Annotated in this window: 28 protein-coding genes; 23 read left to right on the top strand and 5 right to left on the bottom strand. The window is 37.0% G+C overall.

Features of this window, described 5'->3' with window-relative positions; translation table 11 throughout:
* Positions 1-364: 364 nt before the first annotated feature.
* The 5 genes from ACQ334_RS23725 to ACQ334_RS23705 all read left to right on the top strand — a co-directional run bounded on the left by ACQ334_RS23725 (position 365) and on the right by ACQ334_RS23705 (position 3,893).
* Complete coding sequence (locus tag ACQ334_RS23725) at positions 365-1,501, top strand: FAD-dependent oxidoreductase (protein WP_430990777.1); 1,137 nt, start codon at positions 365-367, stop codon at positions 1,499-1,501.
* A gap of 56 nt (positions 1,502-1,557) precedes the next feature.
* Positions 1,558-1,950 (top strand): hypothetical protein, encoded by a 393-nt coding sequence (locus ACQ334_RS23720; RefSeq protein WP_430990776.1) that lies wholly within the window; start codon positions 1,558-1,560, stop codon positions 1,948-1,950.
* 268 nt (positions 1,951-2,218) lie between these two features.
* A complete protein-coding gene (locus ACQ334_RS23715; RefSeq protein ID WP_430990775.1) occupies positions 2,219-2,755 on the top strand; it encodes a hypothetical protein in 537 nt (178 codons plus the stop codon).
* 48 nt (positions 2,756-2,803) lie between these two features.
* Complete coding sequence (locus ACQ334_RS23710) at positions 2,804-3,295, top strand: hypothetical protein (protein ID WP_430990774.1); 492 nt, start codon at positions 2,804-2,806, stop codon at positions 3,293-3,295.
* A 103-nt stretch (positions 3,296-3,398) separates the two neighbouring features.
* Positions 3,399-3,893 carry a hypothetical protein gene (locus ACQ334_RS23705; RefSeq protein WP_430990773.1) on the top strand — a complete coding sequence of 165 codons (495 nt, stop codon included), beginning with the start codon at positions 3,399-3,401 and terminating at the stop codon, positions 3,891-3,893.
* A gap of 75 nt (positions 3,894-3,968) precedes the next feature.
* On the opposite strand, the gene ACQ334_RS23700 is transcribed toward ACQ334_RS23705, so the two are convergent.
* Positions 3,969-4,163 (bottom strand): hypothetical protein, encoded by a 195-nt coding sequence (locus tag ACQ334_RS23700; protein ID WP_430990772.1) that lies wholly within the window; start codon positions 4,161-4,163, stop codon positions 3,969-3,971.
* A gap of 309 nt (positions 4,164-4,472) precedes the next feature.
* On the opposite strand from ACQ334_RS23700, the gene ACQ334_RS23695 reads away from it, so the two are divergent.
* From ACQ334_RS23695 to ACQ334_RS23615, 17 genes are all read left to right on the top strand, one after another.
* Entirely contained in the window at positions 4,473-4,751 is a 279-nt protein-coding gene (locus ACQ334_RS23695; RefSeq protein WP_430990771.1) for a hypothetical protein, read from the top strand.
* Positions 4,752-4,873: 122 nt separating this feature from the next.
* Positions 4,874-5,407: a hypothetical protein gene (locus tag ACQ334_RS23690; RefSeq protein WP_430990770.1), complete on the top strand. Its 534-nt coding sequence runs from the start codon at positions 4,874-4,876 to the stop codon at positions 5,405-5,407.
* Positions 5,408-5,594: 187 nt separating this feature from the next.
* Positions 5,595-5,915 (top strand): ArsR/SmtB family transcription factor, encoded by a 321-nt coding sequence (locus tag ACQ334_RS23685; protein WP_430990769.1) that lies wholly within the window; start codon positions 5,595-5,597, stop codon positions 5,913-5,915.
* Between the two features lies 1 nt (position 5,916).
* On the top strand, positions 5,917-6,393 hold the full coding sequence (locus ACQ334_RS23680; protein ID WP_430990768.1) for an SRPBCC domain-containing protein: 477 nt from the start codon (positions 5,917-5,919) through the stop codon (positions 6,391-6,393).
* The gene (locus ACQ334_RS23675; protein WP_430990767.1) at positions 6,390-6,779 is read left to right on the top strand and encodes a DoxX family protein; all 390 of its coding nucleotides are present in this window, start codon (positions 6,390-6,392) and stop codon (positions 6,777-6,779) included. Before ACQ334_RS23680 ends, ACQ334_RS23675 begins: the two co-directional genes overlap by 4 nt.
* Positions 6,776-7,363 (top strand): YdeI/OmpD-associated family protein, encoded by a 588-nt coding sequence (locus ACQ334_RS23670; RefSeq protein ID WP_430990766.1) that lies wholly within the window; start codon positions 6,776-6,778, stop codon positions 7,361-7,363. The genes ACQ334_RS23675 and ACQ334_RS23670 overlap by 4 nt, the downstream gene beginning before the upstream one ends.
* Positions 7,364-7,385: 22 nt before the next feature.
* Positions 7,386-7,733: a hypothetical protein gene (locus ACQ334_RS23665; protein WP_430990765.1), complete on the top strand. Its 348-nt coding sequence runs from the start codon at positions 7,386-7,388 to the stop codon at positions 7,731-7,733.
* A 57-nt stretch (positions 7,734-7,790) separates the two neighbouring features.
* On the top strand, positions 7,791-8,357 hold the full coding sequence (locus ACQ334_RS23660; RefSeq protein ID WP_430990764.1) for a DUF4256 domain-containing protein: 567 nt from the start codon (positions 7,791-7,793) through the stop codon (positions 8,355-8,357).
* Between the two features lie 100 nt (positions 8,358-8,457).
* Entirely contained in the window at positions 8,458-9,363 is a 906-nt protein-coding gene (locus ACQ334_RS23655) for an arginase family protein (protein WP_430990763.1), read from the top strand.
* 13 nt (positions 9,364-9,376) lie between these two features.
* Entirely contained in the window at positions 9,377-9,766 is a 390-nt protein-coding gene (locus tag ACQ334_RS23650) for a hypothetical protein (protein WP_430990762.1), read from the top strand.
* Between the two features lie 94 nt (positions 9,767-9,860).
* Complete coding sequence (locus tag ACQ334_RS23645) at positions 9,861-10,634, top strand: hypothetical protein (RefSeq protein ID WP_430990761.1); 774 nt, start codon at positions 9,861-9,863, stop codon at positions 10,632-10,634.
* A gap of 94 nt (positions 10,635-10,728) precedes the next feature.
* Entirely contained in the window at positions 10,729-11,343 is a 615-nt protein-coding gene (locus tag ACQ334_RS23640) for a hypothetical protein (protein WP_430990760.1), read from the top strand.
* A 70-nt stretch (positions 11,344-11,413) separates the two neighbouring features.
* On the top strand, positions 11,414-11,779 hold the full coding sequence (locus ACQ334_RS23635; RefSeq protein ID WP_430990759.1) for an iron chaperone: 366 nt from the start codon (positions 11,414-11,416) through the stop codon (positions 11,777-11,779).
* A gap of 32 nt (positions 11,780-11,811) precedes the next feature.
* Positions 11,812-12,222 carry a hypothetical protein gene (locus ACQ334_RS23630; RefSeq protein ID WP_430990758.1) on the top strand — a complete coding sequence of 137 codons (411 nt, stop codon included), beginning with the start codon at positions 11,812-11,814 and terminating at the stop codon, positions 12,220-12,222.
* A 59-nt stretch (positions 12,223-12,281) separates the two neighbouring features.
* Complete coding sequence (locus tag ACQ334_RS23625; RefSeq protein ID WP_430990757.1) at positions 12,282-12,767, top strand: group II truncated hemoglobin; 486 nt, start codon at positions 12,282-12,284, stop codon at positions 12,765-12,767.
* A gap of 21 nt (positions 12,768-12,788) precedes the next feature.
* On the top strand, positions 12,789-13,232 hold the full coding sequence (locus ACQ334_RS23620) for a hypothetical protein (RefSeq protein ID WP_430990756.1): 444 nt from the start codon (positions 12,789-12,791) through the stop codon (positions 13,230-13,232).
* A gap of 153 nt (positions 13,233-13,385) precedes the next feature.
* Complete coding sequence (locus ACQ334_RS23615) at positions 13,386-13,712, top strand: hypothetical protein (protein WP_430990755.1); 327 nt, start codon at positions 13,386-13,388, stop codon at positions 13,710-13,712.
* Positions 13,713-13,731: 19 nt separating this feature from the next.
* Here the strand turns inward: ACQ334_RS23615 and ACQ334_RS23610 are convergent, their stop codons facing one another.
* On the bottom strand, positions 13,732-14,715 hold the full coding sequence (locus ACQ334_RS23610) for a hypothetical protein (protein WP_430990754.1): 984 nt from the start codon (positions 14,713-14,715) through the stop codon (positions 13,732-13,734).
* Between the two features lie 222 nt (positions 14,716-14,937).
* Here ACQ334_RS23610 and ACQ334_RS23605 point away from each other — a divergent pair, with 222 nt between their 5' ends.
* Positions 14,938-16,143, top strand: a complete 1,206-nt coding sequence (locus ACQ334_RS23605) for an exo-beta-N-acetylmuramidase NamZ family protein (RefSeq protein WP_430990753.1) — start codon at positions 14,938-14,940, stop codon at positions 16,141-16,143.
* A 313-nt stretch (positions 16,144-16,456) separates the two neighbouring features.
* On the opposite strand, the gene ACQ334_RS23600 is transcribed toward ACQ334_RS23605, so the two are convergent.
* Genes ACQ334_RS23600 through ACQ334_RS23590 form a run of 3 tightly spaced genes read right to left on the bottom strand, consistent with a single transcriptional unit; the run spans position 16,457 to position 18,536 of the window.
* Positions 16,457-17,125, bottom strand: a complete 669-nt coding sequence (locus ACQ334_RS23600; protein ID WP_430990752.1) for a response regulator — start codon at positions 17,123-17,125, stop codon at positions 16,457-16,459.
* A complete protein-coding gene (locus tag ACQ334_RS23595; protein ID WP_430990751.1) occupies positions 17,122-17,910 on the bottom strand; it encodes a sensor histidine kinase in 789 nt (262 codons plus the stop codon). Before ACQ334_RS23595 ends, ACQ334_RS23600 begins: the two co-directional genes overlap by 4 nt.
* Positions 17,898-18,536: a hypothetical protein gene (locus ACQ334_RS23590; protein WP_430990750.1), complete on the bottom strand. Its 639-nt coding sequence runs from the start codon at positions 18,534-18,536 to the stop codon at positions 17,898-17,900. The genes ACQ334_RS23595 and ACQ334_RS23590 overlap by 13 nt, the downstream gene beginning before the upstream one ends.
* Positions 18,537-18,548 lie beyond the last annotated feature (12 nt).

Genomic DNA, 18,548 nt, shown 5'->3' with positions numbered 1-18,548 from the left:
CGGGGATAATCATGTTAGAATGGCTTTATGCCAATTGGGTTTTACCATCTTATTCCGCCTTTTGTTCTTTCGAAATTGATTTTTTTATTGCACTATAAATTTATTGAATTGTAAACATAGGATGGGGTTTTATGCAAGTTGGGCCCGACAATGAAACATCAGCTAATTGCAAATCCCAGCTTCAGTTTCAGCAGACGAATAACTATCAGCTTTTGTACATAACTTCAACAGTATATTTTCAATCAGCAGCGGTTGTGGGCAGACGTGCCGAAAGCATTCGGAATAATTCCCGACCTGCATAAAGCCCTGCCCGTTGTGTGCCATTTTACCTGGCTCCCTACAAATATTAACAGACAGACGAAATATGAATTTACTAAGCAATAAAAAAATTGCCATTATTGGTGGCGGACCTGTTGGGTTGACAATGGCAAAATTGTTACAACAAAACAATATAGACATAACCGTTTACGAAAGAGACTTCGACCCACAAGCAAGAATTTGGGGAGGGACACTTGACCTTCACAAAAGTTCGGGACAAGAGGCAATGAAAAAAGCAGGTTTGTTACAAACTTATTATGACCTGGCGTTACCTATGGGAATAAATTTTGCAGACGAACACGGCAATATTTTATCTACGAGAAATCCAACACCCGAAAACCAGTTTGACAATCCTGAAATAAACAGGAATGCTTTAAGAAAAATGTTGCTTGACAGTTTGAAAAGTGACACAGTTATTTGGGATAGAAAACTCACAGGACTTGAAGAACAAAACGGAAAATGGATTTTGAACTTTGAGAACAAACCAGGTTCTACCGCAGATTTTGTTATCATAGCCAATGGCGGAACATCAAAATCAAGAAAATTTGTTTCCGACAGTGAGGTAGAAGAAACAGGCACTTTTATTATTCAAGGCGATATTCATCAACCTGAAACCAACTGCCCTGAATTTTTCCAGTTGTGCAACAGCAACAGACTTATGACTGCATACCAAGGGAATTTATTAGTTGCAAATCCATTCAACAATGGTGCGTTATCTTACGGTATCATTTTTGAAAAACCCAAAGAGTGGAACAACGGCAAAGGTTTAGACTTTCAGAATATTGACAGTGTTACTGAATTTCTTTTACATAGGTTTTCAAATTGGAGCGAAGCATTCAAACAACTCATTCGTTCAACAACTTTTTTTGTTGGGTTGCCTATAAGAAAATTTCCATTAGACAAAAGCTGGAAAAGTAATCGTCCTTTACCAATAACTTTAATTGGCGACACCGCTCATTTAATGCCACCATTTGCAGGACAAGGCGTAAACATTGGACTTATGGACACTCTAATTTTATCAGACAATCTTACGAACGGGAAATTTGAAACTATAGAAAGTGCTATTGACGACTATGAACAAAAAATGTTTGTTTATGCAACAGAAGCACAAGACGAATCTTGTAAAAACGAAATAATAATGCGTAATCCAGACTTTTCGTTTCAACAATTAGTAAACGCATAAGTGGACAAAAAAAACGGCTACCAACATAGGGTTTACTGCAATTAAAATAGCATTTCATGAAAAAAAGAGAAATATTTATAACCCTACTTTTAATGACGTTTATTTCATGTACTGATCAAAACAAAAATGATTCTGATCAAACACCCACTTCAGATGAAATTAATGTAAAAATAGAAAATGCGAAAAAAAGCTCCAGGCTCATTAAAGGAAGATTTTATAGAATTGACAGAATTGACGATAGAGATTTTAATTTACAGATTATTGCAAAAAATGACACTATCATTAATTTTACTACAATGATAGCACCAGGAGAATCAGAAATAAGTCGATTAAAAACAACAGGTGATAATATTGAAATCTATTATCAAGAATATTACAACTCAGTAAGAAAACGAAAGGAAAATATCGTGACATATGCACATTACATTTATGAACATGACAAAAATTAATTGACTTGTAAACATAGGATTGGTATTGCTGTAACCGGGGCCGGACGTTGAAACTTCGGCTGTTTGCATCGTTGTACTTTAATTCCGGCAGAAGAATATCCATTTGGCTTTTTATTATTAACTTCAACTTTATATTTTTAATTGGCAGCGGTTCCGGCCTGGGGGTTATAAAATATCACACCTGCACAAAGCCCGGCCCGTTGTAGTAAAGCCAATGCATTCACACAGAAACACCATATTATTATTGTTATGTTCATCAGTTTTCCTGATGACAACATACATCGTGTTTTTGAAATCATCACAAAAATCAACAAATCTGCCAGGGGCTTATTTTAAATTTTTCGATACTACTTATTCAGATAAACTCAACAACCATGGTATTCAATTTGTATTAAACGATCTTTCAAGTAAGGATGGATTCAATTATTGCGGCGTAGCCGGTTATTCGGGAGCTAAAATCCCTGTTATCAATCCAACAGCTTTATTTAAACAAAACCTCTCTGAACCGGAGCTTATAGTGCTTTGCCAACAAAGCGGACCTGTTGTAAAACATTTTGCGTTTAAGGCTCTTTGTGAATTAAATCCAAAAAGTGCCAAACAAATATTTGAAAAACAAATTTTCGATTCGACTGAAATTGACTTTCAATGTGGCTGTTTCGGAGATTTCGTAACTATCAATCTTGATTTTTTGAATACACTTAAAGACAAACTTACAGATATCGACAGAGTATTATACTTAAAAAAAATAAAAATGAACTGCAGCCCATTGGTATATGAATCCGGAGTAAAATTTTTCAATCTTTAAAATGCCCTGCACGTTAGTGGCGACCTTAATGCAACACTCCAATCCTTTATGTGGACAAGTATAAAATCACTCTTTTCTTCTAAAACTCCAGACATCAAACCTGAGTTACCCCACGACTTTGACCAAGTAGTTAAACAAGCCATTTCTTTGCTCAAACATAGTGGTGATGTGAGCACTGACGAAAAGTTCTTGAACTATCTTACAAACAATGGAATTGAATATACATCAGCTGTTGAAATATTGCTATTCTTACCAATTGCATTTGTAAGGCAATGGCTTCCGACAGCAAAATGGTTAGACACGTATGTCGAATATGTTGACGAGAAAAAACAAATTGAGAAAAAATATAGCGAAACAAAAGCTTATCAAATAATATGGAATGTAACTACAGAATATTTTGCTAATAATCCAGACAGAGATACTGTATTCAAAATTGGGGGAAGAAGTACAGAATTTAATGTTATTAATAAGGCTTTAAATGATAACCCAAATTCAAACCTTGAAGATTTGGAATTATCTCAAACTTTTATTGTACGTTGACTAAGGCTGCCACCAACATGAACCTTTAGATTTGTTTTTAGAGATTTACAAAACAATACCGGGCTGATGCAAGGTATAATTTTTCTGTATCAAAATTTTTACAATGAAAAAAACGCTGCTACTTTTTATTACGTTACAATTTACGGCAGAGGCATTTACTCAAAACCTTGACCTTAAAATTTTAAGCCAGGCATATAACGCCAATTCTGTGCGGCATGCATTTGAAATACTGAAAAATGGGAAAGACTTCAATGGCAAAGTATTTTTAACTGATCGTTTGGGAGATAGTACTGTTATTGTACATTTTGGCAAGGATTCATTACTGGCGAAAAAACAAACCGGCAAAGTAATCATTCATTGCAGTGTACTTAATGATGAACAACAGTTTCTGAGCCTGAAACAACAAGCAACAAAAAATTTCAAACCAATCGAAACAGCCCATGCAGAAAGTATGGGTGTATTAAGAAATCATTTCGTGTACGGGCAATACAGGCCTTTGAAAAAAGGCGATCTGCAAATCATTCTTACAAAATGCTTTGATAAGGAAAGAAAATTAATTTATTACCAGTTTAATTTATTACCGTATAACGGATATTAATACAAACTACAAATGTATCGGGTTTTCGTACAGCAATTTCCCATGCAGCGCATGTTTAAAACGTTAAGGTAATTATCAGTCAAAAGTTAAATTGAAACAACAAAGAACATACCGGTTACTGGCTATCATTTCGTACCTGCTGATCATTCTTAATGGACAAATGATCGGGATACCTTTTTGCGTATGGCTTTTAGTTACTTTGTTACAACCCGGGGATACGGACCAGCTTTTTGCTTTATTAGCTATAGCGGGCATAATAATAAATTTCATTACGCTAAATAAACCCAGGTCCTTTTACATACTTTTACTGGATATTGTATGTTTTTTATTATTAGCATCGCCAATCATAAATCGGTTAACTGCTGTGCCACTTGAATTATTTAATTACAAAGCATTCATCATCCCTGCAATGCTGTTCGTAATATGCTACCTGGTTTCTTTATACTTTTCTTTCCGGCAATATTTACAAAACAAAACGGGGAATAAAGCGTAACAGCATGTCATTAATGCCAACTGTAAGTTTGCCGGATATTTAATATCTTAATTACGGGGAACTATTTTTATTTAAAGTATCTGAAGATGAAAGTATTTATGTTTTTTATACATACGGTATACTGGTTATGGCTGTTTATTGTACCTGCCGGAATATTATCTTTTGTTGCTTACCTGCTGTATTTAAAAGATGTATCAAATTTTGCCCTTGCAATAATTATTGCAGGCAGCGGAATAGTACTGGGCATTTTCTTTGCAGAGAAGGTTAGAAAAAAGTATGGCCTTTCAAATTTCTTTGGAGGAATGGCAGGAAGGGCAGATTTGGATGGAAAGGATATTGCTGCTAAGAATGAAGAGGAGAAATAAATAAACATCATTGCTGAAACAATTAATACAAAACTTAAAAATCTTCTGTTAACTTCATTATTCAAATAACGTAACCCAGACTTTACTGGTAACGGTTTTAAGCACTCAACTAAAAAACACAATTGAAACACTTTAATTCATTATCCGGCATAACAAGAAAACTAATACTTGCGACTTTAGCATTTTTATTTTACGGCTACCTGTGCAGACTTGCCGGACTTTATTTTTTTTGGGAAAGCAAAACAATCGGTTGGGTATTATTTTGGTTTGCCATAATTTTTATTCTGCGTGACAGAATTAGAGAGAAGAGGCTGCAGAAGAAAAAAGTACTCATTGAAAAAATAGGTATTGGCCTTTCCGTTTTTATCATCATTACAAAAAGTATTTTATTTTTTGCCATACAACAAACAACTGCCTTTGACAAGGCTGTTAATTTTATAAAAACTAACCCGGCAATAAAAAGTAAAACCGGAACCGTTAACGGTGTTTTTCTTGTGCCTTTCGGAGGTATATCTATGATGACAAATGCTGAAGGCACGGCCGGGCAGGCAGATTTGCATTTCATTGTAAAAGGCTCGGAAAAATATATAGACCTGAACCTGTTGCTGAACAAAGATTTTAGCACCGATTGGCAAATTGAAGTTGCCGGACGATGATCGCTAAAAAGCTATCTGCAAATACTTTGCAAAACATCCATTGAATGCCCTACCGGTAAATACACTGCTGTTTTCCACAACAATCCTCCGTTCTAACCTTACACATAACCATCTTTTTTAAAAAATTTTCAAAAAAATTTGCGTAGTCAAATAACTACACATATATTTGTAGCCAAATAGCTACATAATGAATTTAAGACGAGATGTATTCCAGGCCATTGCCGATCCTACCAGGAGGGCCATATTATTATTGGTGGCTTCGCAATCCATGACAGCAGGCGCCATAGCTGCCAATTTTGATACGGCAAGGCCCACCGTTTCCAAACACCTGCAAATACTCACCGAATGCGAATTACTTAAACAGGAGCAAGACGGCAGGGAAATTTCCTATCACCTTAATGCAAAAAAAATGAAAGCCGTTGCCGACTTTATTGAACCCTTCCGCCAGATGTGGGATGACCGGTTCAACAAATTAGAAAGTATCATGAAAAAATATAAACACAAATAATATGGAAGTGAAAACAAAAATACATGCCGAAGATGGCAAACAGGAATTACTGATCACCAGGGAATTTGACCTGCCCCTGGAATTATTATTTAAAGCTTATACAGAGCCGGAAATTGTTGAGCAATGGATGGGAACAAAAGTGCTGCAGCTGGAAAATAAAAAGCACGGCAGTTATCAATTTGAAACCAGTGATGCTAAGGGCAATGTGGTATTTAAAGCCAACGGCGTTATGGCAGAGTTTGTTAGTAACCAGAAGATCACGAGGACATTTGAAATGGAGAATACGCCTTTTGCAGTGCAGCTTGAATTTTTAGTATTTGAAAAACTTACCGACGACACCAGCAAACTCACCATGCAGATAGTTTACAAATCAGTTGCATTGAGAGACCAGATGCTGCAATTGCCTTTTGCACAAGGTTTAAATATGGCACATAACCGGTTGCAGGATTTTGTTAGTCAATTAAAAAATACGCCATGACAAAGAAACAAAAGATCATCTATTGGATCGCTACCGGCTGGCTGGCTTTAGGTATGCTATCCACCGGAATAGTACAGTTATTAAAACAGAAAGAAGAAGTAACTATGTTTACACATTTGGGTTATCCCGGCTATTTACTCCCCATGCTTGGTGTTTGGAAAATACTGGGTGTTATTGCAATACTTCTTCCAAAATTTCCTTTATTAAAAGAATGGGCTTATGCAGGTTTCTTTTTTGCAATGTCGGGTGCTGTGCTTTCGCACCTTGGCTGCGGTGATGCAGCCAAAGAATTTTTTGGCCCAATATTATTAATTATCCTCACAGTTGTATCCTGGTATTTAAGGCCGGCTGATAGAAAAATAATTTCAGTTAATTTTACTGTATGAACAACATGAATCCTAAAGTTGATTTTTATTTTAGTAAAGCCAGCAAATGGCAGGAAGAGATCAGGCAACTGAGAACGATCGCTCTTGATTGCGGACTGACAGAAGAATTGAAATGGGGCTGCCCTTGTTATACACTAAACAAAACCAACATTGTTTTGATACATGTGTTTAAAGAATATTGTGCATACTTATTTTTTAAAGGCGCTTTGTTACATGACCCAAAGAGTATCCTTATTCAACAAACAGAAAATGTACAGTCTGCACGGCAGACCCGGTTTACCAATACTAAGGAAATAGCTAAGCTGAAAAAAACTTTGACCGCTTATATTTACGAAGCTATTGAAGTAGAAAAAGCCGGGTTGAAAGTGAAACTTAAAAAGACTGCGGATTTTATCATTCCCGAAGAATTTCAGAATAAATTAAATAAACAACCTACTCTGAAAACTGCTTTCAATGCCTTAACACCCGGGCGGCAAAGGGCCTATATTTTTTATTTTTCTCAACCCAAACAATCTAAAACCAGGGAGTTGAGAGTTGAAAAATGTATGCAGGATATTCTTGATGGAAAAGGGTTGAATGATTAGTAAAATAAATTTCAACCACATAATGGAGAAGAATATGGGTGATGGTGTAGAATTTTTTGTAACAACAATGCCGGATACCCGGCCGGCAGATTATTGCCTGGGTTACCTGGAAGGTGCTGTTTTTATAGATTTTGATAATTACAAAGAAGATCTTGTTCGGTTAAAAAGAATTTCTTTCGATGGATATGGATGCTGCGAATTAAGCGACCGGGCAATACCGATGAACGGAGATGATTCACTGACTTTTAAAAAAATGATCAAAGCAGAACTACCTGATCAATCCCGTCTGGCAGCCCTTGTAAAGAAAACCATATTGAACAACAGGGAATTTATTTGGGAAGATGCTTTAAAAGAATATACGTTATTATGAAAAGTGCAATTTCAGTTTATATTCAAAAACAGGTTTAACAATCTTTAATATAAAAATATGAAAAGCAATAAAAAGAAATTATCAACCCAGCAACAAAAAGAATTACTCAGCGTATTGAAAACCCGTTTTGAAAAAAACATGAATCGGCATAGCGGCCTTGAATGGGCTGCAATACAGACAAAGCTGGAAGCCAATACAGAAAAGTTATGGTCGCTTAATGAAATGGAAATAACCGGCGGAGAACCGGATGTTATTGGCCAGGATAAAAAATCAGGAGAATATATTTTTTATGATTGCTCGGCAGAAAGCCCGAAAGGCCGCAGGAGTATTTGTTACGACCATAAAGCATTGGAATCCCGTAAAGAACATAAACCAGAAAACAGCGCAGTTGAAATGGCTGCCGACATGGGTATTGAACTTTTAACAGAAGAGCAATACCGGGCATTACAGCAATTGGGAAATTTCGATACTAAAACATCGAGCTGGATACTAACACCTGCCCCAATAAGAAAACTCGGTGGTGCCGTGTTTTGCGATCGCCGCTACGACACTGTTTTTTTATACCACAATGGTGCAGAATCTTATTATGCTGCAAGGGCATTCCGTGGTTTGCTCAGGGTGTAAGTTTTGTACTACCTCAAAGTGGCCAAAGATCACGGAGCAGTAATGCTGCACATCGGATTTTAATTATACATTTAGCATAATTTCTCAACTGTATAATTATATGACAAAGAGTATTTGTATCATTGAGTTTCCTTCTAACCTTGGCTTAAAAGAACCTGCTGCCGGACGAGAGCCGGGTGTAAAAAAATTACCTGCATTTTTACAGCGGCATCATTTTCATGCATCGCTAAACCCTGGTAGCGTTCTCAGCCTTACCCCACCAGCGTATAGCATGAGGCTTGATGAAATTTCCGGTGTAAGAAATGCAGACCAGATTGTACAATATGCAAAGGACCAATCTCAGATTGTAGAAAAAATTCTTTCTGAAAATAAATTTCCCATTGTAATTGGAGGAGACTGCAGTATTTTAATAGGTAATTCGGTAGCATTAAAAAACACAGGAGCCTTTGCTTTATTTTTTCTTGACGGACATACCGATTTTATGTGGCCTGCTTTATCACAAACAGGCGGCGCTGCAGGAATGGACCTGGCAATTGTTACCGGTTATGGCCATGATAAACTCACTGATATTCTACAACAGAAACCTTATTTTAAAGAGGAACATGTTTGGTGTGTTGGTAACAGGGAGTATGAAGATTGGTATGTAAAAGCGATAACCGATTCCAATATCAATTACACAGACCTTAATAAACTCAGGCAGCAAGGCATAAAAAAATGCATTGCTGATTTTCTGCAAATGGTTTCAATAAAAAATTTAGACGGTTTCTGGATTCATATTGACCTTGATGTTTTGAATGATAATATTATGCCTGCCGTAGATAGCCGCCAACCGGATGGATTAACCTACAAAGAGTTTAACGAAATACTCTATTTACTTTTATCTGATGCAAAAGCAACTGGTTTACAGATCACCATACTGGACCCAGACCTTGATCCTTCAGGTGTTTACACAAAAGAATTTGTAAATAATTTTTGTGCTACTGTTAATTCAACAAGAAAAAGCTAACATTATTTTTACCATGTTCAACTTATTTAAAAAGAAAAGTAAATACCCCGATTTCAGGATTTTAAATACTTTTCATAAAAAGAGTTTTTATTTCCACAGGCATACTGAATGGGCTATCGTAGATAATGAAAGCTTGTTGGTAACAGATCCTAAAAACCTGGATATGATCACCCTTAATGGCTGGAAACGGGATCTTTTTATGGCTGCTGACGGAAAACAAACCATCGAAGCATTTATATATTTTGTTGCTGACCAATATACTGGTACTATTCCTTATAACTTAGACCATTTAATTATCTGGGAGCTTTTAGAACTGGAGAAAAAAAATCTCATCGTGTTAAGCAAAACACAAGAAGTTCTTCCCACAGAATTTGAAATGCCCGGCCTCGCTGGCATAAAATAATTTCAGTTAACTGTGTACATTGCATACAATAAAACTTTATACGGTACACAAACAGGCTTTACTCTATCAACCGGAATTATAAACTTATACATTTATGCGACCGATCTTAACAGTAGCATTTGTGATATCAACATGCAATGGCTTTTGTCAGCAGGTGACAACTTCTGTTAAAGAATGGAAAAGTTACCCGGTTCCTGCTAATAAAGATACGCTGAGCAATTACATCTTACAACATGATACAGACTGGACAGTTGTATCTGTTGATAATACAATTGCTGCGGTAAATACCCGTGTTAAGCCTGCAGAATCACTACCTTTTAAAATTATGGCTTCAAAAAAAGAGCAGTACAAATTCTCACAGGAGTATACTGTTATTAAAGTTGACGATGGTTATCTCATTGGTTTTCGCAGGGGCGAATGGGGAGGAAACTTATATTGGTTTTCCAATGACGGAGGCAACCGGTATGAAATTTCAACAGACCAGGTAAATCAATTCATTAAGCAGGATAATAAGATCTACGCTATTGAAGGGCTTTCACACCTTGGCATATCAGCCGGAAGAATGATCAGTATTAATAAAGACAATGGTAAATGGAAAGTGAAAGAGTTCTTAAAATTTGATGCTGAGCCTGAAGCTATTGACATTGACTCGAAAAAAGATTTTATTATTGTTACAGCAAAAGGATTATACAGTGCTACAGTTACTGCTGCTATCCATCCGGTAGTGGCTGATGCTTTCTGGCATAGGTACCTCTACCCTACTTCGCTGATTGTACAAAATGATATCGTTTACATTGGAATGCGAAAAGGGATTTTTAAGTATGACTTAAAAACAAAAAAACAGGAATGGTTAATGCCCGGGCATTAACTATAAAGAAAGCTACATGCAAAAGCAGCTTTTTTATGTTTCTTGAAGCCATAACTGAGTAGCACGATAAAATGCCTTGCATAATATCACTCTCATGAAAAAAGTCTTCAGTTTATTATTGATCCTTGGTTTGTCGCTACCCTCAATGGCTCAAAGTTCTGCAATGGTAAGGCGGATATTTTTAGGTCTGCCTTTAGATGCTTCCAGGAAACTAATGCTGGAGCAACTCAGGTCCGAAAAAAGATTTCATTCCACCGATACCGCAACTACTAATTCTATTGATATTTTTGGTGAAGCCTATTTGGGATTGAGTACCGATAATGGTGTGGTGAAAATAAATCCTGATTCACTTGAAGTGGAATTAACCTGGGGATATAGTGGTGTATTAAGTACAACAAGAAAGAAAAGTGATGACTACACCCGGGACCTGATCCTTAAACTAAGGTATTACTATACATCGCCCGCAGATGCCGAAGCTGCTTATAATGGTGTACTGCAGTTGCTCAGGGGTAGTACCCGTGATACAAGCACCAGTGGCATTGATACTATTTTTTCTGATTCACCAATCAGAAGCCAATTGAAAACAACAGGTATGCAGTTTGTATATCATCATCCCTGGTACACCGTGGATGTGCAATTTGCCAGGATCACAAAAGATTATTTTGGCTTATTTTTGGAATATAACCGGAAGGAAAAATATCCTTATTAATTTAGTTTTGAGCTATGAATCTGCTGTGCCGATTGACTTTTAATTTTTAACTTGTATTTATATACAGCAAATGCAAAGTAAAGCAACAACCGTAGACCTGTACTTACAGGAAGTTCCTGCAGAGAGACTGCCTGCCCTTACTGCAATCAGAAACCTTTGCCTTAAAGAATTAAAAGGTTATAAAGAAATAATGCGTTATGGCATGCCGTGCTATGAAAAAAATAATGTTACCGAAGTTTCATTTGCCAGCCAGAAAAACAATATCGCACTCTATATTCTTAAACAGGATGTGATGGAGCAATACAAACCGGAATTAAAAGGTGTAAGCATTGGCAAAGGCTGTATCCGTTTTACCAAACCCGGTAAAATAGATTTTGAAGTAGTACAAAAAATGCTTGCCGGCACTTATTTATCCAAGCATATCATTTGCGGATAAATTCCGTACTCGTATATTAAATGTATAAAAAAATGAAAAATATTTTCACTGTATTGTTACTCTGTACTTTTATTGCTGCATCATCACAAGTAGTAAAAAAAACTGCAACACCAAGGCAGGTGATCACTAAAATATTTAAAGAGTATGTAAAAAATGAAGAAAGTGTTGATGGTGAAGATAACAAAGCGTTGATGACAAAATCTTTTAAATCATTAGCCAAATCCTGCCAGCCGGGAGACTTCCCTATCCTGCTTAATACCTGGATGTATTACGACCCCACCGATTTTCCTACAAGGGCATTAATACAACCCATCTTTATAAAATACAAAACCGCTACTATAAAAGCGATTAACAACCGCATCAAAGCAAAAAAATACTGGGAAAGTAAAAACAGGGCTCCTTATAGTGAATTATGGGACCTGAAAAAGGAATTATCCAGGTAATCTGTTTCAAAATTATTTTCAGAACATCTGGTACAATCGGATAGTTGTAAATTTATACCATGAAAAATATTCCAACGCTTTATCAATGGGCAGGCGATATGGAAACTTTCGAAAATTTATTTTCAAAGTTTTATGACAAAGTTTTACAAGACGATCTTTTAGGTCTTGTCTTTAAAACTATGTCGCCGGATCATGTGCACCATGTAGCACATTTTGTTGCAGAAGTATTTGGTGGAGAGAAATTATATAGCACAAAAGACGGCGGTAGTCATGCCAACATGATTGGCAAACATATTGGTAAAATGCTCACCGAAGAAAAGCGGCAACGTTGGGTGCAACTGCTATTGCAAACGGCAGATGAAGTGGGTTTAAAAAGTGATCCTGAATTCCGTTCTGCTTTTGTTGGTTATATCGAATGGGGTACCAGGCTCGCTATAATTAATTCTCAATTATCAGAAAACCCAATGCATACCAGCGAACCGATGCCCGTGTGGGGATGGGGTGAAACCGGTGGCCCATATATTAAAGATAATGAAGTGAAATAGCATACCAAGTATTACACCAGGATGAAAAATCGAATTTTACAATTAGTTATTGCTTATATTCTTGCCTGCATCATTTGCATATTATATGCATTACGTTATGTAATTGAATCCGAGGCATTCTGGGCACATGATATTTCCATTACAATCAACCCAATAAAAATAATTACAGGCGCTGTATTATTTCTTTTATTACCTGCAGCACTGCTTGTTGTATTGCAGTATTTAAAGGTTATGATATCCGTAAAACTTTTCCGGATCAACCTGGTTATTGTAATGGTTTTAATGCTGCTTATAGCATCAATAATAAACAAGGCTGCTGTAACCAACGATCATTTTACATTTATCAGTTTTACAAAAGCAATAGCTTATTATTTACTGCAAGCTGCCAGCTGGATAATCCTTTGCATGCTCCTTATTAAAAGCATTACTGCCATTGCCCGGAGACAAACAGCTACACCATCATAATTTAATTTTATTTTGGAAAAAGACAATACATCAACTTCCCTGCTTACCCGCCTTTTTCTGGCCCTGCTTGTATTGTCGTTTTTGTATCTGTGGTTCGGCCCACCTCGTTATACAGAAGTTGAACTTATTAATGAGATCATATATTTACTGGTATTGCCTTTCCTTTTAATCAGTGGCACCATTGCAGTTAGTTTTTTAATTGGTATGCCCATTCGGCTGATACCGAAGCTATTTAACTGGTGGTACCGGCATCCGTTTATTCCGTTGCTGCTTTTAACGGCAGGCATCGCCTGTTGCTTTTTATCTGTGCAGCCCAAATTTATTGTAACAGAAATTGTTGCCCGTGATGCAGGGCATATAACACAAAAAACACCGGAACCTACACTTTTAATTACCGGATGGTTTGTAACAGCATTTGCAACCACTCACCTGTACGTAAAGCCCTTATTTGCTGTAGTAAAAAAAATACTGAAATTATAAAATCATACGGCAAACCGGATTACTCCTTTAAAAAGAATTCCACTGTAGCATTTTTACTAAAGTTACTGGATAACCGAACTTCGTATCTTTTGGATTTAGTGGTGATCACCATCAGTGCAGTGCATGGAGGAATAGAACCCAGGCTTTCTGCCACCAGTCGCAAATGCGCAATAGGGTTTACATTTTTATCAAGACTTATATAGAAAGTAATGGGCTTTGCGGTGATCATTTTTTTATTGACCCGTACCATATGCTCTTCATATACCGAAACAGAATCACCGTCAATTTCCCCGTTATCATACACGTCTACCTTAATAGAATCTTTATCAGCAGGTGCAATTTCTAAAAGTGATTGTACATCAGTTTCACGCTGTGCAATTTTTGCCGGCATTACTACTGGTGCTGTTTTTATTGGCGGCGCAGTTTTTACAACAGGTACTTCCGAAGGAATGGCAATTGCCGGTGTACCAGTCTTTTCTTTTAAAGGTTTAGCTACAGGTTTATCTGTTACTGCAGTTTTTTTAACTACTTCAGTTTTTTTATTTTCTTCCGGAATTTTATTGATTATTTCTTCTCTTTTTTGTAACCAGACATTTGTAGTAGGTGAACAATTTTTTATAGTTGATACCCAATAACCAAACTGGAACATTTTATCGCCATCCTTTCGTAATACGGTGGTATAAGTGCCAAGGCAATTGGAATAAATACCCAGGTCTACTGCAATGGTAGAAGCTTCTAAAAACATGAGTACGCCATTTTTCTTATTGTAACTGCCTACCATTTTATAATGCTCGTATTTATTGCCTTCGTAATAAAGGTGCGTAATGCCGGTAAATACAGAATCTTTTAAATTATAAATTTCCACTACCAGCCTTGGTTCGCCCAGGTCGGTATTGGCAGCCAGGAATTTACCTTCCCAAACACCATTGATATTATTTTGTGAAAAAACAACGGGTGAAATCAATACCACCATCAACAGGAGCAATAATCTTTTCAGGGCCATAGAAAAATAATTGTGATAACTACACTTTTTATTCCGGGTTTAAGGTACAGCATTTTTACATTATGCAAAACAGAATTTCCTTTGTACACCTATAAAGTACTGTTATTTTTTTGATCGCCTGCTTATACAAAAATTTTCATTTTTAATGCCTAACTTCAATCAGGCAATTCATCCATTTGTGCTTTTATACGGATGCTGCCAGGCAAAAAACATTTATTATCTATGAGACTATTTTATGCATTGTTGTTTTTAACAGGCACCTGTTTACATTTTAGTGGGGCAGCACAAAAAGCGGCTTCAAAAAATATTATTACCGGTGCTGATCAAACTGAAAAATATATTGGGGATTTGAAAAATAAACGGGTGGCCATTCTTGCCAACCCCACCACCATTATTGGCAAAAAACACCTGGTAGACAGCCTGCTTAAAAGAGGCATCAATATTGTAAAAGTTTTCGGGCCTGAGCATGGCTTTAGAGGCAATGCCAGCAATGGCGCCAATGTACGTGACGAAAAAGATTCTGCCACCGGCATAAAAATAATTTCTTTATACGGGGCCAAACACAAACCCTCCGCAGAAGATCTTGCAGATGTTGACATCATGATATTTGATATCCAGGATGTGGGTTGCAGATTTTATACTTATATCAATGTGTTGAAAGAAGTAATGGATGCCTGCGCAGAAAACAATAAATTATTACTGGTATTAGATCGTCCTAACCCCAATGGCTACCTGGTAGATGGCCCTGTGCTTGACATGCGCTATACATCGGGCATTGGCAGGTTTCCCATCCCTATTGCACATGGCATGACCATTGGAGAATTTGCACAAATGCTTAATGGCGAAGGCTGGTTATTGAATAAAATGAAATGCAGGATCAAAATTATTCCTGTAGCTAATTATACACATGATATGCCTTATACACTTCCTGTAAAACCTTCTCCCAATTTAAATACACCGCAAAGTATACTGCTCTATCCTTCCACCTGTTTGTTTGAAGGCACCATACTTAATCTTGGCCGTGGCACCTATTTTCCGTTTACGGTATTAGGCGCACCGGCATTAAAAGATAAATACAGTTTTTCTTTTACACCTGTAAGCCTTGCAGGCATGAGCGAAACACCCCTGCACATGAACGAAGCCTGCTATGGTATCGACCTGAGAAAATATGATGTAAACGAATTAAGAAAGAGCAAAAGAATCAACCTGCAATGGATGATGGAATTGTATAAAGCTTACCCCTACAAGGATAAGTTTTTCGATCGTTCACAGAGCAGCCAGATAGGCAATATTGATGGCCTGTCTGGTGATGCTGAATTTAAAAAACAGATCGTTGCAGGCAAATCGGTAAAAGAAATTCAAAATTCCTGGGAGCCAAAACTATCACAGTACAAAACCATGCGTAAAAAATATTTATTGTATCTGTAAACAAAAGGTTGTGAACACCCGTTTGTTTCCGTTTACAAAATTATACATTAAGAAACCGCCCCAGGAATGGGGCGGCTTCGTGTTTTTAAAAAACCACTGAAAGCCTGTACCTGTTACAATACAGGCGGGAAACTTTTGAGTACGGTTTAAAGGAAATCGTTAGTACGTTCAAATACTGATCAGCGATCTCGTCTCAACGAAGCAGGCCTTAGATATACCTCGTTGAGAAACAAAGAGAAAGTATTGTGAGTTAAAAAAACAGCGTAGTTATCACGTTTTTACAACCACGTAGTTATACGGGGTAGCGTGGTTATTAAAAACCAATTTCGAAGAGGCCGTTCTTAATAGCAAATATTACCAGGCCGGCGGTATTGCGGCTGCCGCTTTTTAAGAGCAGGTTATTGCGATGCCCCTCAACTGTACGGGGGCTGATGAATAATTTTTCTGCAATTTCTGTATTGGTAAATTCTTTGCATAACAACGATAACACTTCTTTTTCCCTTGTAGTAAGTTCAATAGAAATATTATTGAGGCTGCGGATATCGCCTGAACGGAACTGCAATGCTTTATGCATGGCTTTAAGTGTAGCAGGGTTAAAATAAAAACCCGTTTTGTGTGCTGTATTTATGGCAGTAACCAATTCTTCTATCTCACAATTTTTAGTAAGGTAGCCACTGGCGCCTGCTTCAATCATTTTTCCGATAAATCTTTCCTGGTCGTACACCGATAATACCAATACTTTTATGGCGGGGTATTTTTTTTGCAGGATATCATTCAGTTCCACGCCATTCATTTCGGGCATGTGCATGTCAATTAAAGCAATGTCGGGCAATTGGTTACTATTTGCTAACTGGTCGATAAAAACTTTCCCGTTTTCTGCTTCTGAGAATAAAGTAAACCCCGGTACAGAGCGTATTAAGCCTGCTAAGCCGCTTCTGAACAATTGCTGATCATCTACCAGTGAAATCAATATTTCGTTCATACAGTAACTATTGCTTGTTGTGGTATTGTAATTTTTATAAGAAACCCTTTTCCCTCAGCTGTTGTTATTTCCCCGCTTGCCTGTATCATTTTTAGCCGGGCCATAATATTCTGCATGCCCATACCATTTTTTTTATCTGCGCCGTTATCCATGCCTTTACCATCATCATGGTAAGTAATTACCGACGCATTATCTGCTGCAAAAGTTTTAATGCTGATATTTTTTGCGCCTGCATGTTTTACGGTATTGGATAACAACTCCTGCATTACCCTGAATATGGCCAATGCTGTTTGATCGTTTAATGTATCTAATTCTTTGCCCAGGTTATTTTGAAAATCTATGGCAATTACGCCACCTGCTGCAAAGCCATCAAATAATTCATGTAAGGTATACTCTAATCCAAAAAGTTCCAACCCCGGTGGTGAAAGGCTGTGAGAAATAGTACGCACTGTTGTAATTATTTTATCGATCAAAGGTTTGTATTCCGGTTTTCCCTCTGCAACAGTAACCGTTTGTGCCATGATCATTTTAAGATTGGATAAGGAGGCGCCTACATCATCATGCAGATCACGGCCAATACGCTTGCGTTCATCTTCCTGCGATATCAGTGTTGCATTCAGCAATTGTTCGCTGTAGGCCACTTCTGCTTTTTGCATGGCTTCTTTTTGCAAAGCTACCCTGCGCTGGTATTTGAGAAAGAAGAAAATAAATGCAGCAGCAAGAATAAATGTACCTGTCATTGCAAACAGTACCAGTAAAAAAATATTGTCCGTTACTTTCTGCATAATACAAAGCCAATGGTAAAGAAAATGTACATAATAAAAAATAACACCGCATGAATATTCCAGAGTATCAGAAAATTCGCTGTGTTTAATTTTGTGATCAGCAAATTAGAAAATATAAACAGCATAAATGCCCCGGAAAAATAAAGAAAAATGCCTGCGTTAAAAAAAAATCCGGGCTGTGCTATTACTTTTGTTTCTGTTGCTGCAAGCTTGGCAAAATAGTTTAAGGAAAGCAGGATGCAGATAAAAGCTTCAATGGTACGGGTATAACTATTGTATTGGAAAATACTTTGAAAAAAAAGCATGTTGGCGAAATTTGCCAATACAAAAGCGCCCACTAAAATATTAAACCATTTATTTTTCTTTTCAATATCCAGTATTGTTCTGTAAAAGTAGAAAAGCAACAGCATTTCGATAAGCGTAAACAAATGTATGAGAGGCAAATTATTGATATGGTAGCCCCTGCCTAAAATGGTACCTATTGTATTCACTACAGCAGAGATGACCAGGTACCAGAATATAATTTTTGCATACAGCTTTAATTTGCTATAGTAAACTACGCCGGTGCCAATGGGTAATAAAATGGTGAGCGGCACAATTACCGAGACGAATACTTTACTAAACATACATTTTTATGA

It is taken from the genome of Ferruginibacter sp. SUN106 (genome assembly GCF_050611765.1).
Lineage (GTDB): Bacteria > Bacteroidota > Bacteroidia > Chitinophagales > Chitinophagaceae > Ferruginibacter.
The sequence above is the reverse complement of the archived record's forward strand: the minus strand, read 5'-3'. Positions and strand labels throughout refer to the sequence as shown.

Coding starts and splice junctions, on each gene's coding strand:
- ACQ334_RS23610 (WP_430990754.1), bottom strand. CDS start 14,715: ATGGCCCTGAAAAGATTATTGCTCCTGTTGATGGTGGTATTGATTTCA.
- ACQ334_RS23685 (WP_430990769.1), top strand. CDS start 5,595: ATGAATTTAAGACGAGATGTATTCCAGGCCATTGCCGATCCTACCAGG.
- ACQ334_RS23705 (WP_430990773.1), top strand. CDS start 3,399: ATGAAAAAAACGCTGCTACTTTTTATTACGTTACAATTTACGGCAGAG.
- ACQ334_RS23650 (WP_430990762.1), top strand. CDS start 9,377: ATGTTCAACTTATTTAAAAAGAAAAGTAAATACCCCGATTTCAGGATT.
- ACQ334_RS23725 (WP_430990777.1), top strand. CDS start 365: ATGAATTTACTAAGCAATAAAAAAATTGCCATTATTGGTGGCGGACCT.
- ACQ334_RS23620 (WP_430990756.1), top strand. CDS start 12,789: ATGAAAAATCGAATTTTACAATTAGTTATTGCTTATATTCTTGCCTGC.
- ACQ334_RS23590 (WP_430990750.1), bottom strand. CDS start 18,536: ATGTTTAGTAAAGTATTCGTCTCGGTAATTGTGCCGCTCACCATTTTA.
- ACQ334_RS23595 (WP_430990751.1), bottom strand. CDS start 17,910: ATGCAGAAAGTAACGGACAATATTTTTTTACTGGTACTGTTTGCAATG.
- ACQ334_RS23670 (WP_430990766.1), top strand. CDS start 6,776: ATGAACAACATGAATCCTAAAGTTGATTTTTATTTTAGTAAAGCCAGC.
- ACQ334_RS23600 (WP_430990752.1), bottom strand. CDS start 17,125: ATGAACGAAATATTGATTTCACTGGTAGATGATCAGCAATTGTTCAGA.
- ACQ334_RS23710 (WP_430990774.1), top strand. CDS start 2,804: ATGTGGACAAGTATAAAATCACTCTTTTCTTCTAAAACTCCAGACATC.
- ACQ334_RS23675 (WP_430990767.1), top strand. CDS start 6,390: ATGACAAAGAAACAAAAGATCATCTATTGGATCGCTACCGGCTGGCTG.
- ACQ334_RS23660 (WP_430990764.1), top strand. CDS start 7,791: ATGAAAAGCAATAAAAAGAAATTATCAACCCAGCAACAAAAAGAATTA.
- ACQ334_RS23665 (WP_430990765.1), top strand. CDS start 7,386: ATGGAGAAGAATATGGGTGATGGTGTAGAATTTTTTGTAACAACAATG.
- ACQ334_RS23700 (WP_430990772.1), bottom strand. CDS start 4,163: ATGAAATTTATTATTATGCCCGCTATAGCTAATAAAGCAAAAAGCTGG.
- ACQ334_RS23720 (WP_430990776.1), top strand. CDS start 1,558: ATGAAAAAAAGAGAAATATTTATAACCCTACTTTTAATGACGTTTATT.
- ACQ334_RS23655 (WP_430990763.1), top strand. CDS start 8,458: ATGACAAAGAGTATTTGTATCATTGAGTTTCCTTCTAACCTTGGCTTA.
- ACQ334_RS23630 (WP_430990758.1), top strand. CDS start 11,812: ATGAAAAATATTTTCACTGTATTGTTACTCTGTACTTTTATTGCTGCA.
- ACQ334_RS23715 (WP_430990775.1), top strand. CDS start 2,219: ATGACAACATACATCGTGTTTTTGAAATCATCACAAAAATCAACAAAT.
- ACQ334_RS23645 (WP_430990761.1), top strand. CDS start 9,861: ATGCGACCGATCTTAACAGTAGCATTTGTGATATCAACATGCAATGGC.
- ACQ334_RS23635 (WP_430990759.1), top strand. CDS start 11,414: ATGCAAAGTAAAGCAACAACCGTAGACCTGTACTTACAGGAAGTTCCT.
- ACQ334_RS23605 (WP_430990753.1), top strand. CDS start 14,938: ATGAGACTATTTTATGCATTGTTGTTTTTAACAGGCACCTGTTTACAT.
- ACQ334_RS23640 (WP_430990760.1), top strand. CDS start 10,729: ATGAAAAAAGTCTTCAGTTTATTATTGATCCTTGGTTTGTCGCTACCC.
- ACQ334_RS23680 (WP_430990768.1), top strand. CDS start 5,917: ATGGAAGTGAAAACAAAAATACATGCCGAAGATGGCAAACAGGAATTA.
- ACQ334_RS23625 (WP_430990757.1), top strand. CDS start 12,282: ATGAAAAATATTCCAACGCTTTATCAATGGGCAGGCGATATGGAAACT.
- ACQ334_RS23695 (WP_430990771.1), top strand. CDS start 4,473: ATGAAAGTATTTATGTTTTTTATACATACGGTATACTGGTTATGGCTG.